Genomic DNA, 15,377 nt, shown 5'->3' with positions numbered 1-15,377 from the left:
ACATTGTGAATTTTCGATCTGCTGATTTACCCTGTGTCGTGAATTTCAATGGTAAAATCCGCAAATAATGCCTAAACTATAGACCGTGCCAATTTTCTAGTCATTGCTGGTTGGCAATTGCATTTAAAAGAAACAGGACGCCCATGGCCATTCCACGTGCCGCAAAAACCCAAAAACGCACCCGTATTCAGGAAGAGAAACAGGAAGCAATTCTGGAAGCGGCACTGGATGTATTTTCCGTTCATGGTTTCCGCGGCACCACAATAGACCAGATTGCCGAAGTGGCGGGAATGTCCAAACCCAATCTGCTCTATTATTTTCGCACCAAGGAAGCGATGCATCGCGGCCTGATCGAAAGGGTGCTCGACACATGGCTGGATCCGCTGCGGGCGTTTAATGCGGACGGTAATCCTGAAACGGAAATCCGGTCTTATATTCGTCGCAAGCTGGAAATGGCACGGGACTTTCCGCGTGAAAGCCGACTGTTCGCCAATGAAATCCTGCAAGGCGCACCGCATATTGAAGATGAATTGAAGGGCCCGCTGAAAGAACTGGTCGATGAAAAGGCCGAAGTCATTCGCGTGTGGATCAAGGCGGGGCTGATGACCAAGTGCGATCCTTACCACCTGATTTTCTCGATCTGGTCGACAACCCAGCATTATGCCGACTTTGATGTGCAGGTGCGTGCCGTGCTCGGCAAGGAAAATGACGGGGAGGGTCGCTTTGAAGATGCGGCGCGCTATCTCGAACAGTTGTTCGTCGGCGGCCTCAATATCAAGCCATTGAGCGCGTGATACGACATATATTTACGGTTGAAAAATACGCCGCATAAAAAATCATGACGTAAATCATCAACTTTATACTTTACTCTAAAACTCACCTTTATTATGGTGCCGGCAACCCCGACGATTCAGGGTGTGTTAAACAACATAAAGGTGAGGCATGGCGCGGAAAGACAAGAAGAAAGCTGAACGTGGTGGCAAGTCTGCTGCAAGTCAGTCTCAATCTGTAGTTTCCGCCAATGAACAGGTCGCTGCCGGCCCGAAAAGCTTTCTTTATGTTGGCGGCCGCGACTGCCAGGTTGCACATCTTCGCCAGATTGCCAGCAACTTCGATGCTGAACTGATCCATCACGATGGTGGGTTGCGTGAAGCCGTCTCGCGTATCGATACACTGCTTCCCTCTGTCGACTGCGTTTTCTGCCCCATCGACTGTATTAGTCATGATGCGTGTCTGCGGGTGAAGTCGGGCTGCAAGAAATTCGGCAAGACATTTATTCCGCTGCGCAACGGTAGCAAATCCAGTCTGGAGCGGGCGCTTCAGACGATGAATGAGCGGAATGCCAGCAATGAGCGAAGAGCACAGTGACAGTTCATTATCTTTAAACGACGACCTTGCCGATCTGCACAAGATCGCAGCCAGCAATGGCGAAGGGTTTGTACCTGATATGCATGAAATTATCGGCGAGCGTGAGAGACGCTCCCGCGCCGCACGGGAAAAGACCAACATACTGCTCTTTCCCCATTTGAGGGCACGCCATCCCGGCGATGACATTCCGATCGATCTCGGCGCGGATGCAGAAAATGGCGGTGAGGTTTCGCTGGTAAAAGCGGTAGAACGTTACTCTTGCAATATCGGAGTGCTTTCCTGGCTCAGGTTCTGACCTTGAAGAAAGCACCCGCAGCGAGAACCAGCCATCCACCGATCATGCCAAGGCCCCCTGATGGCGCCGCCATCGGGAAAAGGCTGCTTCCTGAGAAGTGGCGTGATACAAGATCGCCAACGAAGATCAGCGTTCCCAGGCCCAATAAAAGGCTGGCGGGCATTGCTGTTCTGACAGTATTCCATCCGATGAACAGTGCAACGAGGACAGGCGCATGAGCAAGGCTCATCGCTGACGCATTGCCCAGCATATAGGTTTCGCCGGTATGGGTGGCCGCTGCCGCCAAGGCGACACCGGCAGCACCAAGAATACCACCGAGGAAAAGTGCCACGGGGCGCAATCGGTCATGTGCGGTCATGATGGATTTTCTTCCTGATTTTGCATATGCAGAGCGAGCTGTTCGACCGGCCGCCAGATGATGTCGCGCAATTTGGGGTTGGCGATGGTTTCTTCCATAGCAAGCCGGAAGCACAGCAGCCACTCATCCCGTTCGGCAGGACCGATCGGTGCCACGAAATGGCGACGGCGCAGCATCGGGTGACCATATTTTTCTACATAGACCGGTGGTCCGCCAAGATAACCGGTCAGGTAGTCGTAAAACTTGCTTTCACTTTTGGACAAATCCGGCGGATGGATGGCACGGCAGCGGGCCGCTTCCGGCATGGTATCCATCAATTCGTAAAACCGTTTCGTCAGCGCGCGGACGGTCTCGTCGCCGCCAATCGCCTGATACAGCGTGATGGTTTCATCGCTCAAGACCGTCATCCCTTGTTGGTTGCCGCACTTATTGCGCTAACAAAACGCAAGCGCAACAGTGAAACAGGGGATGCGGCAATTTCGCAGGGTGACCTCAGCCGAAATTACGGATGAGGTTCAAGCCCTTTTTCAACAGCGTTTCAGCGTCCTGCTCGTTGGCGGCTTCCACGTAGCAGCGCATCTCTGGCGCGTTTCCGGATGGGCGGAAGTGAATGGTGCTTCCGTCGGTCAGGGCAACACGAAGTCCATCTATGTCACTGGTGGACTGTACCTTGCCGACTGATGCAAGAAAACCAGCCAGATTGTCCCCGGAGGCACGCAAATGCGCCATTAGGGCAGCACTTTTTTCCTGGGCAAAATTCTCCAGCCTATCTGCTGCTGCAACGGGCAGATTATATGTTTCTGCCAGTGCCGACAGTGTTTGTTTGCGCTCAGCGGCAAGCGACAGAACGGCGAGAATCGGCAGGAAACTGTCACGGGTTGGCAGCGGTGAAAGGCTGTATCCGTTGATGGTGAAGGTCGAGGCCGTCAGCAGGCCGCCATTGGCTTCAAAGCCCATCACTGCATCCTTGCCCGCCGCTAGTGCGTCGTTCATGCCTGCAATGACGAAGGGCGAGCCCACCTTGGTGCGGACAACATCGAAGTCACCGCTCGCTTCGATACCGGAGTTGGACGTGACCGGGGTGACGACAGCTTTGGCACCGAGGAAACCAGCAGTGATGAGGCCAATCAGGTCGCCACGCAAAGGCGTGCCGTTTTCATCGGCGAGCAGAGGGCGGTCGCCATCACCGTCGGCGGAAACAATGGCATCGAGCGTTTGCTGGTAGGCCCATTTTTTCAGGAGTTTTAACGTCTCGTCAGAAACTGCTTCCGTGTCGACGGGAATGAATGTCTCAGAGCGTCCGAGAGCTACTACGTCGGCACCATAATGGCTGAGAACGTCGACAAACAAATCCCGAGCGACCGTGCTATGCTGATAGACGCCGATCTTCAGACCAGCGAGTGCTTTTTCAGGCAGCAGGGCGATGTTGCGGTCATAGAACAGCTTTGCCGTCTTGGCCGATTGGTCTTCTGCCGTTCCGGGCGTCAGATCGCGGAGTTCCTGCTCCACCTTTTCGGCTTGCGCAGCAATAGCGGTCTCATCCTGCTTGTCAATCTCGCCATCCGGGCGATAAAATTTGATGCCGTTACGGTCAGCCGGAATATGGGAGCCTGTGATCATCAAGGCTGGCGCATCAAGCGACATGGCGTGAAGCGCCAAAGCCGGGGTCGGCACTGTGCCGCAGTCAATCGGCTTGAAACCCGCGCGCGTCAACGCGCCAATGCAGGTTTGTGCGATGGAAGGGCTGGACGCACGAAAGTCGCGCCCGATCAATATGGGTGACCCTGTCTTGGCAAGACCAGCAGCAATCAGGTGTTTTGCAAAGGCAGTTGCGTAAACGGCAGAAGCGCTGCCTTCGAGGTCGACTGAGAGGCCGCGAAGACCACTCGTTCCGAATTTCAGGCTCATAATCCCTCGTTCCACATTTGCGCTGCGACGCAGCTAAATTGAATTTTGTCCAGATTTTTAAATGAATTAAACCCGGTTAGGTTCCAGCATCCATGTTGGCGCACATTACCACATTTTCTGGCCCATCTGCTTTGCAAGAGCAACAAAATGTTTGGCCGTTGCTAAAAGCCAGCCTTTCAAGTTTTAACTAAAGTAACTCAATATTCATGATGATGACCTAGAAATGACGTGTGCGGTTTTGCGCAATTTTGCCAAATCGTTGGTGCGTAAGCTTTGCCTGTCCATTTGTGGGACGGCTGAGTGTTGATCATGGAGTGTGTTGGAAGAGCGGATGTACAAGCTTGGAAAAGCGAAAGACAAACAGGCTCACTCGCCCATGGAAGAAGCTCCGCGGCCGCAGGGATCGCTGCTTGACGCCTATCTGAACGCCGAATCCGATAAACCGTCATACACGGAATCTGAACGGCCCGCACTAAGGCCGGAGCCGCAACAAGCTTACGTTATCCGTCCGCAACAATCCGCATTTGCCGGTTATTTCCCCGGCATCAACTTCATCGATCGCATTGGTATCGGTGATATTCTGTCGTGGCTGCGGGACGGCATCATATGGATCATTCTGGCGATCATCGCTTGTGTTGGCGCAGCGCTTGCCTATTCGGCAATGACACCACAGCGTTACACCGCCTACACCGATATCATAGTTAACCCATCCAACCTCAACGTGATCAATGATGGTGTGTTTTCGGTCAGCCCGCAGCGCGATACACAAATCCTTGAAGTCGAAAGCAAGCTGCGAACCCTGACATCCCGAAACGTGCTGTCGCAGGTGGTGAGCGAACTCAAGCTGGACAAAGACCCGGAATTTATCAACCCTACCCCGATTGAACGCTTCAAGATGTTGCTGTCCCGTCCGCCGGAAGAAGGCGACAACAGCATTGGAGCATTGCGTGCATTGGGCGACCGGGTGGTCGCCGAACGCGACCCACGTTCGTTTGTCGTGACGGTGGCTGTCTGGTCAGCAAACCCCGAAAAGTCGGTGACGCTTTCCAACGCCATCATCAATGCTTTTGAGAATGAACTGTTTCAGACAACGTCTGAAGGCAGTCGTCGTGTTGCCGATGACCTGAATACCCGCCTTGAGGAATTGCGGGTCAATGTGACGGAAGCGGAAAAGAAGGTCGAGGAGTTCAAGCGACAGAACGGCTTGCAGGTCAATAATGGTGAGCTGGTCAGTAACCAGTTGTCTGGTGAACTGAATGCGCAGGTACTCTCTGCGCAACAGCGTCTTATTCAGGAAGAATCGCGACTGAAGCAGATGGAGCAGGCTATTTCGCAACAGCGTGTGGCAAGTTCCGCCATTTTTGACAGCGAGACGATGAACACGATCCGCGAGCAATACAGCATCTTGCAGCAGCAGATCGGCGCGATGACCATGACCTATGGCAGCCGCCATCCACGCCTTGCGACCGCCAATGCAGAAAAGGCGATGCTGGAACAGGGGTTTGCGCAGGAAGCGCAGCGTATTCTCGAAACAGTTAAAACCAGCGTTGCTGAATCACGGTCTTCGCTGGATGCGTTGCGCCAGAAGGCGGTTGCCGAACGTGCCAATGTGTTTACCGACAATGATGCGCAGGTAAAGCTGCGTGATCTTGAGCGTGACGCAAGAACCGTTGCGGCAATTTATGAAACCTATCTGACCCGATCGCGACAGATTGCCGAACAGCAGGCCATCAACTCCACCAACGTGCGGGTTATTTCCCGTGCGGTTGCGCCAAACTTCCGCAGCTGGCCTCCCGGCAAAATGACGCTGATGACCTTGGGTGGTTTTGCCGGACTGTTCCTCGGAATTGGCCTGGCATTGACGTTTGGTGCGTGGCGTTACCTGCGCGGCAGTTACGGATTTGCCCCAGCGGCTGCCACACGCGCCTGATTATTTTCGCGAAAACCGTTCCATATTGGCAGAGATCAGGTGCTTGAGTGCCTTGAGATAGCGTTTGGAACGGATTTTGGCAGCAATCGCCGAACTCCAGTCGACCATCGATGAATTGATGTCGAAATCGCCGCGCTGGCTTTCCGGGATATTGCCCGCTTCAATGCGTTTGATCAGTGATGGCAAGGCCGCATAAAACTGCGGCGAGCGATAGGGAGGGTGTAGTGAGTACATGCCCTGGCCGGTTCCCATATAGTCCAGTCGATAAAGATCCCTGGCAATCATATTGGTGCTCAGGGCTTCTTCTGCCGGCATGGAAATCGGCTTCTGATTAAAGGCGTAGGAGCGTATGCGACGCTTGAGGTCGGGGCGCAGCAGCTCGAGCGAACCGATGCGGTCAGTGAACCGTTGCATGTCGATCATGAAAATGCGCGTGCTGACAGTCGGGAAACGCCAGGCGGGGCTGTCCAGCTGCAGTTTTTCTGCGCGAAGAATGTGCTTTACCCCGGGCATTCCAACATGCAGTGAAAGGCTCATGTCGCCACCATCTTTCGGTGGGCCGGAGAAGGGGCACACGACCAGTGCGTTTGGTTGTGTTTCAAGCTGGGCAATGGCTTCGCTTATCCATGTCGGGCTGGCGCCACCAAACAGCATGTCGCTGTCCATGTGCAGCACGTAACGGGCGTTGGCGCGCATCAGCCCATAAAAATACACATAAAAAGGGCCGCCATCGAATGCCTTGTCGGGGTAATGCGGAGCCCTGGAGAAGAACAGTTGCCCGAGTTTTTGGTGCGCTTCTGCGCCATAGTCGACAGTATCGATATGCAGTTTGGGATGCTTGATCCTCAGGCTTTCCAGAAAGGCAAATAATCGTGCCTTGGCCGCGTCAAAGCCCTGGCCCTTGTAGCGGCCAGCATTGACCTGTCCGGTATCAACCGTCAGCAAAATGCGATCAACCTGATTTTCCCATACCCGGATCTGATGCGGCAATGTGTGGATGACATGCGGCGCATCAAAAGGATGCATATTGATTTGAAGGGCAGTTTGGACGGGCGCCAGATCAGCATTCATGGACTATGCACCGCGATTACGGAATTCATTGATAACGGACAACATGGATTTCGGCTGGAAACTCCAGTCCAGCGGCAATGGTCGATTGACCGTGCCATCCTTGCGCGGATAGGCCCAACGTATCCAGCTGTACTGGTCGGAAATGCCCCAGGTGGTGATGGAATCGAGAGGACCGCCTTCCGATGCCGCCTCAAGGAAGTCCTTGACCTGTGCTGAAATAATTGCGTCGCGTTCCTCTGCTGGCTCCGGCAGTTCATGGTCCATCACATCAAGCTCTGTTACCAGAACTTTCAATCCATGCCCACGCATCTCGCTGACAAGCGCGGCCAGTTCCTGTTTGGCAATTGGCCAACCGCCGCGCAAATGGCCCTGTAGACCGATGGCATGGATCGGCACGTCCTGGTCCAACAGTTCCAGTACGAGATCGCGGAAGGCCGCGCGCTTATTGGGTGAGTTGCGGATCGAAAATTCAATGTCGTATTCGTTGAGGACAAGTTGTGCTGTTGGGTCTGCCGCATGGGCATAACGAAACGCCTTGGCGATATGGTCGTTGCCGAGGTTCTCGAACCAGAAGCCATCGCGCCGGGCCTTGGGGCCGTCTGCGGCATCGGGGATTGGTTCGTTCACAACATCCCAGCTTCGTGTCACGTCCTTATAACGAGCCACAGTGGTGTTGATGTGATCTTCCATCAGCTTTTCAACGGCGGCTGCACCACTGACTGACGATATCCAGCTTGGCAGCGCTGCATACCACACCAGCGGATGTCCATGCATGGTCAGCTTGTTCTGGCGGGCGAAATCGGCAATCGCATCCACCGCGGTAAAATCATACGCGTCAGGGGAGGGACGCATGGCGTCCCACTTCATTTCATTGACGGGCGTGATGCGTGAGCAATATTGCAGGACGGCTTCGCCAACCCGTGAATCCGCCTGCATGTCCGGCAGATAGACGGCAGCCCCATAGGGGATAAGTTTACTGTCGGTCTTGCTCGATTTGGCGAAGGATGAACCAGCCGCTGTCAGTGACAGACCTGCCGCTGTTGCTGTGCGCAAAAAATCTCTTCTGCCAAACATTCTCGGCACCTGCTCCGCTTTGTCTTTTGATGGGACGGATAATAACAGACTATTGTTTACCGGAGGGTTTTCTTGTGAAATGAAGTTAACGCCCTGTTTGGCATGATATATCGGCAGTTTTTCATTTAATGCCGTAGTAACTTCCCTCTGCGCATGCTGCCGCCAGTTTTATTATTTGGCCAGAAATCACCCATGTCCGTGTCCGTCGTCATTCCTGTTCGCAATGGTGAAGCCTTTATCGGCGAAGCCATCAACAGCGTGCTGGCGCAAGGTCCGCTGGCCGGGGAAGTGATCGTAGTCGATGATGGTTCGACGGATGGAACGGCTGCAGTTGTTCAGGCAATTACAGACCCGCGCGTCACGTTGCTGACCAGACCTTGCGGGCGAAAGGGTGTGTCAGCGGTTCGCAATTTCGGTCTTTCAAAAGCCTCGGGTGAATGGACACTGTTTCTCGATGCCGATGACCGGCTGCGTGAGGGGGCTTTTGCGACCTTGCTTGCAGGTGCATACGGCGCTGACGAGGTTGCCATCTATGGCGACTATGAGCGGATAAATGAGCAGGGCGAAAAAATCGGCAGGCGCAATCTGATCCGCAAACGCAGCAAGCCTTCAGGTCACATTCTGGAAAATCTGGTCGGCGGCAATTTTATTGTCAATGGCGGCATCATGCTGGTCAAAACAGCAGTGTTTCGTATGGTTGGCGGTTTTGACGAAACCTTGCGCTACGGCGAAGATTGGCATGGCTGGTGCCTGCTGGCGGCCAAAGGCTTGTTCCGCTATGTCGAAGGTGCGCATGTGCTCGATTACCGTGTCCACACCTCAAGCGTGATGATGTCCAAGACGCTGGAGTTTGCCGATTGTATTCCTGTCATTGACGCGATTTTTAATGACCCGTCCATTCTGGCAGGTCTGCCGTCCGAGCGGGTAAAAGCCCTGCGGCAGAAGGCGGAAGGGCATATGAATGCTTATACGATTGCCCAAGACATACGTGCGCACCGATATGGGACAGCATTCATGGCATTAAGCGATACTTTAATTCACCGGCCAAGACAGGCCAAGCGCGCATTGCTGTTTTCGGCTGCTGCGCTCGCTGGACTGTAGGAGTTAGATTTTATGACCACTCAGGCTCCTCACGCCGTTGTCTGTATTCCAAGTTTTCGCCGGCCGGACGGTTTGAAAAAGACGCTGGCGTCGCTCGCCACACAACAGGTCGATTTTGCGTTTGCCATCGTGGTCATTGACAATGATGGCGTCGGTCAAGAGGCTCTGGCGGTCACGCAAAGCTTTTTTACTGATACAGGCATGTTGGGGCAGGCATTTGTTGAACCGCAGCAGGGCAATTGTTACGCCATCAACTCGGCCTTTGCCAAAGCGCGCAACCTTTATCCCTCTGCATCTTACTTTTTGATGATCGATGATGACGAGATCGCATCGCCCATTTGGCTCGCCAATATGGTGCGCACGGCTGAAACGCTTGGTGTCGACATTGTCGGCGGTCCGGTCATACGCGCCTTTGACAAGCCCGCTTCCAAGGGGGTGGAGCTACATCCGCTATTTGGTTCGATCGAGGCAAAAACCGGCCCTGTCGATATGATCCACGGCTCTGGAAATTGCCTGCTGTCCAAACGGGTTTTCGAGAGACTGGAAAAGCCGCAATTTGACGTACAGTTCAACTTTCTCGGTGGCGGCGACATGGATTTCTTCACACGCAGCAAACGCTCCGGTTTGCGTTTTGGCTGGAGTGCGGAAGCCATCATCACCGAGTTCGTGCCGGTTGAGCGTATGGAACCCAAATGGATCATGACACGCTCATTGCGTACCGGCATCATCAACTATTCGATTGATCGTGCCCGCAGGCCCGGCCTGCAGGGAGCGGTGATGCTGCAGGCCAAAAACATCATAAGCCTTGGACTGTCGCTCGTGCGTTCCGTCTCGGTGTTTGCAAAAACCGGTCAGCCGCTGGTTGCCACACACCCGGTTTTGCTTTCGGTCGGCCGTGTGCTTGCCAGCATCGGTATTACGCTGTCGCCCTATAAGGCAAAACCGCAATCATAAGCCGGTTCAGGCGCTCACCTGTGCAGGCGAAGGAGAATTGCGCAGGCTGAGAAGAGCCATCCATACGGCCAAGGCAATGCCGATTTCGACAATGAAATAGCTGCCAAGCGTTCCATAAATACCGAAGGCCCAGGTGGTCAGCGCCACCAGCAGCGAACCGATGAGGTTGCCGCTGTTCCAGATTTTTGCGCGGATATTCTGGTGTCCAGAAGCCCCCAATGCCTCGAGCGCCGTAGCTGCAACCGCCATAGGCAGCACTGCCCAGCAGAGGATACGGGTGAGGCTTGGCAGGGACACGTATTCCTGGCCGAACAACAGCGGCAGCAGTGGCGCAAAAATGGTGATGACACCGGCGCTGCCGATAGCGATAACAAGTGCTGCTTTCAAAATACCCTTGGCACGTTCAATGGTCTTGCCCATGCCCTGCATGGCAAGCGACGCGGAGCCCGGATAGATCAGGCGATTGAGCGCTTCTACAGATAGGTAGGAGCTGTCCAGAATACGACGTGCAATCGAATAGCTGCCGAGAATTTCTGCACTGGCCAATGCGCCGAGTATCAGGATGTCGGCATTACCGCGCACAGCCTTGAAGAAAAACTGGGTCGAGAACAGGATGCCGATACGGATTTCTTCACGCACGATCGTAAACAGCGGTGCGCCCAGCCTTTTGGTGGTCTTGAGGCAGATGACGGCTGTGATGGCGTGAGCCGCAAAGTTCCACAGTGCCCAGCCTTCCACGGTCGTGACATTGAAAACCAGACATGCGCCAACCGCAGCAATGGTCCGGGTTATCGCAAACAGCACTTCCAGCTTGTTTGCCGAGGCAAATTCCGAATGGGCAATAAAGCTTTGCGTCGATAACGACACCACCTTCAACAGAATGAGGTTGGTGAACAGGATCAATGCGGCGGTGATCAGCGTGTCGACCAGCAGCGGTGACGTCGGGAAAAACACCGGTATGGTGATCATGCCAATCAGAAACAACAGGCCGCCGGATGCAGCACTGAGAATGTAGGCATGACCGAGCATCATCGGATAGGACGAGCGATCCTGCGCCACACGGCGGATCAGTGTTTCGTTGGAACCGATGCCGCAGATTTGTACGCCAAGATTGGTGACGGCGGTAATCGAGGCAAACAGCGCAAACTGTTCTACGCCGAGATGGCGGGCGAGCAGGGCGAATGTCAAAAGCTGGGCAGCGCTCGACATTAGTAGTGCGCCACCGGACGCCGAGTAAGACAGGGCCATTTGCAGCAAACGTCGGAAATTATAGTTTGACGTATTCACGTCCTGCTCCTGTTTTCCGGCTTGCGTGCCGCACATCCGGATATATGGCTTCAGTCACGCGACAACGCCCTGCCAGACCCGAATTGAGTTTTGACTTCTGACCTTAACTGCCTGACGGTAAGAGAGAGTTAAAGAGCTTCATGTTTTTATGGTTACTGGGGCTTATGTATCGTATCTCTGAGAAAATGATTCTGTATTTCAGGTCGATAGCCCAGTAGTTGGCAAGATCAGGCAAATTGAAAACGGCTTTATGAACATTAACGTCACCAAAGCAGGACCTTATGGCACGTTTAACTGACATGGATGATGTTTCTATGTCGGATGACGTCTCCGAGCGACCGCGGTGGCTTGTCGGATTTTTGTTCGTGGCCGTGTTTCTGTACTTGTGGATCTCCGTTCGACCATTTGAAAATCTTGCGACTGCTTCTGGTGGTTCCAATGCGCTGAACCAGCTTGTTGGCCTTGCTATTACCGGCGTGCTTTTGCTGTTTGCAGTGCGCTACCAGCTTCTTGGCCTTTTGCTGAAACCGCGCTTGCCGATATTTCTGTTGTTTGGCTGGATGTTGATTGCGTCCGTGCTGGGCAGCCAGCCCGGCACGGCCATCCAACGCCTGGTTTTTACCGGCCTGTTGTGTCTCATCACCAGCATCATTGCGGTACTTCCGTCTGATCGACAGCAGTTTGCGCGTTTGCTGGCCATAGCGTCCAGTGTGTTGCTGCTGGTGTGTTATGCAGGTGTCATCTTTCTGCCGGCACGGTCCATTCATCAGGCCTATGACCTGTCAGAACCGGCGCTAGCCGGGGACTGGCGTGGCGTGTTCAACCACAAAAATGCCGCTGCACCAGCCATGATCATGCTGGTGTTTTTTGGGCTTTACCTGCGCGGTTCTTGGTCCAAATGGAAGGGAACGATCATCACGTTGCTGGCCTTCGTTTTTCTGATGAAGACGAATGGTAAAACAGCCGCCATGCTTTTGCCTGTTACCCTGATGTTGTCCTGGTGGCTGGAACGGCACCCGCGCCAGGTTCTCTTGGTTGTGGGTGGCCTGATCGGTCTTTTGAACCTGTTTGCGGTGGGCTCTACCTTCTCCAGCTCGATCCGCGATGTGGTTGAGAGCCTGGGTGTCGACGCGACATTCACCGGACGTACGGATATCTGGGAACTGTCATTCGTCACCTTTTTCCATTCACCGATTTTCGGGCAGGGGTTCCAGTCCTTCTGGAACACAACCGCCTTGCTCGACCAATTTGCAGTTCATGAGACATGGGCGGTTGGCGCAGCGCACGCCCATAACGGTTACATTGAAAGCCTGCTGAATGGCGGTCTGCCTGCTTTCGTTCTCACCTGCATCTGGTTGGTTATCCTGCCGGCACGCGATCTTACCAAGTCTATCCAGAACGGTGCAGCGCCGGATTTGAACCGGCTGTTTGCCCGTATGTGGATCTTCGCTCTGCTTTCTGCTTGCCTTGAAAGCAATTTTTTCACTGGGACTGGTCCCATCTGGTCGTCAATGTTGATTGCAATCTATTGTATGCATCATCAGGCACATGACCAACTCTGTGAGGCAAATGTTGCTTCAGGTTCTTCGAAACAACGTTATCCGGAAAGGCACATAACCCATGTCTAGCAAGGGAACGCTGTTTGAGAGAATTTCCAACCGTCTTGTCCGGCATATTCCAACGAAGCGTGTGAATGTGCAGACCCGCACACCAATCGTGTCCTTTACGTTTGACGACATTCCGCAGACGGCAAGCAGCGCTGGTGCGCAGATCCTGGAAGATGCCGGCGGGAAGGGTACGTTTTATATCTCGGCCAGTTTTATCGATACGGTCGACAATGGGGAGCAGATGGCAACCACTGCCGACTGCAGAGAACTTGCCGCGCGCGGGCATGAGCTTGCCTGCCACACATATTCTCACCGCAAACTGATTAGCTTTTCGAAGCAGGAGTTGGATAACGATCTGACACGCAATGGCGAAGTGCTTTCAAGCTTCGACCATGGTCAAACGCCACGCAATTTTTCAGTGCCGTTTGGAAAGGCTTATTTGCCATCGCAACCGACGCTGAAGCGACGCTTCCGTTCATCACGCGGCATTTTGCCTGGCGTCAATCGCGAGAACACCGATCTCTACCATCTGCTGGCGGTCGAACTTCGTCCTGATCCGCATTTTTTGGAAACTGCAGATTATTGGCTGAATTCGGCGATTGAAAATCCCGGCTGGCTGATTTTCTTCACGCATGACGTCTCGGACAATCCATCATTTTACGGATGCCCTAGGGAGCGTCTGCAATCGCTTGTGCAAAGGTCGGTTGCTGCTGGTTGCCGCATCCTGACTGTCGATGCGGCGCTGGAGGAGCTTGGCCTCGTAGAGGCGAAGCGGGCTGCCAAGGTATAGTTGGTTTTGGTTAGTGCCTTGCCAGCTTCATTTTGAGGCCTGAGGCGCTAATAACCACAAGCATGACGACAATCAGGGCTGGCCAGATAAAGCAGAGTGCCAGACCCATGACGCGCATGACATCCCATCCGCGGCCCTTTTTCACACCTTCCAGATACGTCATGGTCAGCGAAATTGCGGTGCCGATCACATAAATAACAAGCGAAATGGTCGTGAGCATTGTCGTTTCCCACTGTGGACGTTAGAAAATTCATTTACCGAGTTATTGATTAAAATTATATCAATCATGGAAATGCGGCAACATTGAAGAACGCCCGGAACGCGTGCAAACCGGTCTAATTGTCACCCTTCAAATCTTAGGGTCACAGACATTTGCCAGAAATGAAAAGAGCCAGACCTTATTTGGGCTGGCTCATCTGGTAGGGTTTTGGGTTTGGCCGGGTCTTTGTTCGCGGCAGTTTTTTGGCAGCTGCTGCGCGCTTGGGAAAAAAACGGTGCTGTAGCAGGGCATAGATCGCCAGCGGATTGGTCAGTAGATAGCGTTTGCCCAAACGACGGGGTTCCTGCAGCATGCGGTGAAGCCATTCCAGCCCCATATCCTGCATCCATTGCGGCGCACGTTTGTTGCGTCCGGCAAGGAAGTCGAATAGGCCGCCACAGGTCTTGATGACCGCGACGCCTTTCAGCTTGTCGATATTGCGGCTGACAAATTGCTGCTCAAGCGGAATGCCAAAGCCGACCCACAATATGTCGGTGCCTGATTTGATGACTTCTTCAATGACGGCGTCTTCCTGATCGGCAGTAAAATAGCCATTGCGGGCACCCGCAAAGATCAGATCAGGATAAAGCTCTTTCATTTTGGCAACTGCGGCGTCATTGACCTGTGGCGTCGCACCAAGGAAATAAAACCGTGTTCCCGTCTTCTCTGCGCGTTTGGCAACGGCATGGACAAGATCCGTTGTGGCGACACGTTCCGGCAATTGCTGTTTGCAGAACCAGCGGGTGAACAGCACGAGCGACATGCCGTCAGCATGGATTTCATCGGCCTCGACAATGGTCTGCTCAAAGGCAGGATTACCGTGACATTCGGCAATGACTTGGCCGTTTGCAGATGTGGAGTAATAGGGCCGCGCAGTGCGGTCACGCGTGGGGGCGGCACGTTCGATGAAGTCATCGGCCGATTCTTCCATGCCTGCTTTAACGACTTGCAATCTCGCGAGTGCAATCGTCGGCCAGTTTCTCCCTTGGCCTTTTGCATGCATGGTGTTCATCCCCACAAAATCATTTTGGATTTAAACGGTTATTGGCCCGTTTCGAACTATATTACTGCCTCTTTAAATACAAAACTGCAACGCGAAAGGGTTGGCCTAGTTAACTGCAAGTTACGCCAATTCGTATAATCGAGCGTTTTTACCGTTATTTAGCCAAGAAAATGCGTCTTTTCCTGTCCTTAAGTTGGTCAAATGTTCCCAAACGGGCAGGTGAAACAGCATAAGGGGATTTTGTATTCATCTTTTGCTAACCATACCGCACAAGGGCTGTGCATGAAGGCATGTAATGAGGTTAGCGGGGAAGGGCCTCACAGGAAGGTGGGGCTGAGGTCCGCTCTTAACGGAAACGACACGGCTACGGTA

15 protein-coding genes and 1 pseudogene are annotated in these 15,377 nt (G+C 53.6%); 8 read left to right on the top strand and 8 right to left on the bottom strand.

From position 1 onward, the window contains the following. Positions 1-143 precede the first annotated feature (143 nt). From PYL13_RS14555 to PYL13_RS14545, 3 genes and pseudogenes are all read left to right on the top strand, one after another. Complete coding sequence (locus tag PYL13_RS14555; RefSeq protein WP_192488264.1) at positions 144-794, top strand: TetR family transcriptional regulator C-terminal domain-containing protein; 651 nt, start codon at positions 144-146, stop codon at positions 792-794. 250 nt (positions 795-1,044) lie between these two features. Beyond that, positions 1,045-1,368: pseudogene (locus PYL13_RS14550) on the top strand (DUF2325 domain-containing protein); the annotation flags it as partial. Then, on the top strand, positions 1,349-1,663 hold the full coding sequence (locus PYL13_RS14545) for a hypothetical protein (protein ID WP_275641805.1): 315 nt from the start codon (positions 1,349-1,351) through the stop codon (positions 1,661-1,663). The pseudogene PYL13_RS14550 and the gene PYL13_RS14545, both read left to right, overlap by 20 nt. Here PYL13_RS14545 and PYL13_RS14540 read toward each other — a convergent pair. The 3 genes from PYL13_RS14540 to PYL13_RS14530 all read right to left on the bottom strand — a co-directional run bounded on the left by PYL13_RS14540 (position 1,653) and on the right by PYL13_RS14530 (position 3,929). Further along, positions 1,653-2,021, bottom strand: coding sequence for a DUF423 domain-containing protein (locus PYL13_RS14540; protein ID WP_250982079.1), 369 nt, complete (start codon positions 2,019-2,021; stop codon positions 1,653-1,655). The genes PYL13_RS14545 and PYL13_RS14540 overlap by 11 nt on opposite strands. Continuing rightward, the gene (locus tag PYL13_RS14535; protein WP_275641804.1) at positions 2,018-2,419 is read right to left on the bottom strand and encodes a group II truncated hemoglobin; all 402 of its coding nucleotides are present in this window, start codon (positions 2,417-2,419) and stop codon (positions 2,018-2,020) included. The genes PYL13_RS14540 and PYL13_RS14535 overlap by 4 nt, the downstream gene beginning before the upstream one ends. Positions 2,420-2,513: 94 nt before the next feature. After that, complete coding sequence (locus tag PYL13_RS14530) at positions 2,514-3,929, bottom strand: phosphomannomutase (RefSeq protein WP_275641803.1); 1,416 nt, start codon at positions 3,927-3,929, stop codon at positions 2,514-2,516. Between the two features lie 331 nt (positions 3,930-4,260). On the opposite strand from PYL13_RS14530, the gene PYL13_RS14525 reads away from it, so the two are divergent. Further along, a complete protein-coding gene (locus PYL13_RS14525) occupies positions 4,261-5,859 on the top strand; it encodes a GumC family protein (protein WP_275641802.1) in 1,599 nt (532 codons plus the stop codon). Here the strand turns inward: PYL13_RS14525 and PYL13_RS14520 are convergent, their stop codons facing one another. Together PYL13_RS14520 and PYL13_RS14515 are read right to left on the bottom strand one after the other, a co-directional pair. Further along, the gene (locus tag PYL13_RS14520; RefSeq protein ID WP_275641801.1) at positions 5,860-6,930 is read right to left on the bottom strand and encodes a glycosyltransferase family 2 protein; all 1,071 of its coding nucleotides are present in this window, start codon (positions 6,928-6,930) and stop codon (positions 5,860-5,862) included. A 3-nt stretch (positions 6,931-6,933) separates the two neighbouring features. Further along, entirely contained in the window at positions 6,934-8,004 is a 1,071-nt protein-coding gene (locus PYL13_RS14515) for an endo-1,4-beta-xylanase (protein WP_275641800.1), read from the bottom strand. Between the two features lie 192 nt (positions 8,005-8,196). Here PYL13_RS14515 and PYL13_RS14510 point away from each other — a divergent pair, with 192 nt between their 5' ends. Beyond that, positions 8,197-9,105: a glycosyltransferase family 2 protein gene (locus PYL13_RS14510; RefSeq protein ID WP_275641799.1), complete on the top strand. Its 909-nt coding sequence runs from the start codon at positions 8,197-8,199 to the stop codon at positions 9,103-9,105. Positions 9,106-9,117: 12 nt separating this feature from the next. Continuing rightward, a complete protein-coding gene (locus PYL13_RS14505) occupies positions 9,118-10,059 on the top strand; it encodes a glycosyltransferase family 2 protein (RefSeq protein ID WP_275641798.1) in 942 nt (313 codons plus the stop codon). A gap of 6 nt (positions 10,060-10,065) precedes the next feature. On the opposite strand, the gene PYL13_RS14500 is transcribed toward PYL13_RS14505, so the two are convergent. Continuing rightward, a complete protein-coding gene (locus PYL13_RS14500; RefSeq protein ID WP_441296668.1) occupies positions 10,066-11,307 on the bottom strand; it encodes a lipopolysaccharide biosynthesis protein in 1,242 nt (413 codons plus the stop codon). Positions 11,308-11,660: 353 nt separating this feature from the next. On the opposite strand from PYL13_RS14500, the gene PYL13_RS14495 reads away from it, so the two are divergent. Continuing rightward, positions 11,661-12,974, top strand: a complete 1,314-nt coding sequence (locus PYL13_RS14495; protein WP_368077686.1) for an O-antigen ligase family protein — start codon at positions 11,661-11,663, stop codon at positions 12,972-12,974. After that, complete coding sequence (locus tag PYL13_RS14490; protein WP_275641796.1) at positions 12,967-13,743, top strand: polysaccharide deacetylase family protein; 777 nt, start codon at positions 12,967-12,969, stop codon at positions 13,741-13,743. The genes PYL13_RS14495 and PYL13_RS14490 overlap by 8 nt, the downstream gene beginning before the upstream one ends. A 10-nt stretch (positions 13,744-13,753) precedes the next feature. On the opposite strand, the gene PYL13_RS14485 is transcribed toward PYL13_RS14490, so the two are convergent. Continuing rightward, complete coding sequence (locus tag PYL13_RS14485; protein ID WP_275641795.1) at positions 13,754-13,963, bottom strand: hypothetical protein; 210 nt, start codon at positions 13,961-13,963, stop codon at positions 13,754-13,756. Between the two features lie 178 nt (positions 13,964-14,141). Then, positions 14,142-15,005: a WecB/TagA/CpsF family glycosyltransferase gene (locus tag PYL13_RS14480; protein ID WP_275641794.1), complete on the bottom strand. Its 864-nt coding sequence runs from the start codon at positions 15,003-15,005 to the stop codon at positions 14,142-14,144. Between the last annotated feature and the right edge of the window lie 372 nt (positions 15,006-15,377).

This window comes from Agrobacterium sp. Azo12, assembly GCF_029193765.2.
In the GTDB taxonomy this organism is placed as follows: domain Bacteria; phylum Pseudomonadota; class Alphaproteobacteria; order Rhizobiales; family Rhizobiaceae; genus Agrobacterium.
The sequence above is the reverse complement of the archived record's forward strand: the minus strand, read 5'-3'. Positions and strand labels throughout refer to the sequence as shown.

Coding starts and splice junctions, on each gene's coding strand:
- PYL13_RS14480 (WP_275641794.1), bottom strand. CDS start 15,005: ATGCATGCAAAAGGCCAAGGGAGAAACTGGCCGACGATTGCACTCGCG.
- PYL13_RS14500 (WP_441296668.1), bottom strand. CDS start 11,307: ATGGCCCTGTCTTACTCGGCGTCCGGTGGCGCACTACTAATGTCGAGC.
- PYL13_RS14545 (WP_275641805.1), top strand. CDS start 1,349: ATGAGCGAAGAGCACAGTGACAGTTCATTATCTTTAAACGACGACCTT.
- PYL13_RS14505 (WP_275641798.1), top strand. CDS start 9,118: ATGACCACTCAGGCTCCTCACGCCGTTGTCTGTATTCCAAGTTTTCGC.
- PYL13_RS14490 (WP_275641796.1), top strand. CDS start 12,967: ATGTCTAGCAAGGGAACGCTGTTTGAGAGAATTTCCAACCGTCTTGTC.
- PYL13_RS14485 (WP_275641795.1), bottom strand. CDS start 13,963: ATGCTCACGACCATTTCGCTTGTTATTTATGTGATCGGCACCGCAATT.
- PYL13_RS14510 (WP_275641799.1), top strand. CDS start 8,197: ATGTCCGTGTCCGTCGTCATTCCTGTTCGCAATGGTGAAGCCTTTATC.
- PYL13_RS14520 (WP_275641801.1), bottom strand. CDS start 6,930: ATGAATGCTGATCTGGCGCCCGTCCAAACTGCCCTTCAAATCAATATG.
- PYL13_RS14555 (WP_192488264.1), top strand. CDS start 144: ATGGCCATTCCACGTGCCGCAAAAACCCAAAAACGCACCCGTATTCAG.
- PYL13_RS14530 (WP_275641803.1), bottom strand. CDS start 3,929: ATGAGCCTGAAATTCGGAACGAGTGGTCTTCGCGGCCTCTCAGTCGAC.
- PYL13_RS14525 (WP_275641802.1), top strand. CDS start 4,261: ATGTACAAGCTTGGAAAAGCGAAAGACAAACAGGCTCACTCGCCCATG.
- PYL13_RS14495 (WP_368077686.1), top strand. CDS start 11,661: ATGTCGGATGACGTCTCCGAGCGACCGCGGTGGCTTGTCGGATTTTTG.
- PYL13_RS14540 (WP_250982079.1), bottom strand. CDS start 2,021: ATGACCGCACATGACCGATTGCGCCCCGTGGCACTTTTCCTCGGTGGT.
- PYL13_RS14515 (WP_275641800.1), bottom strand. CDS start 8,004: ATGTTTGGCAGAAGAGATTTTTTGCGCACAGCAACAGCGGCAGGTCTG.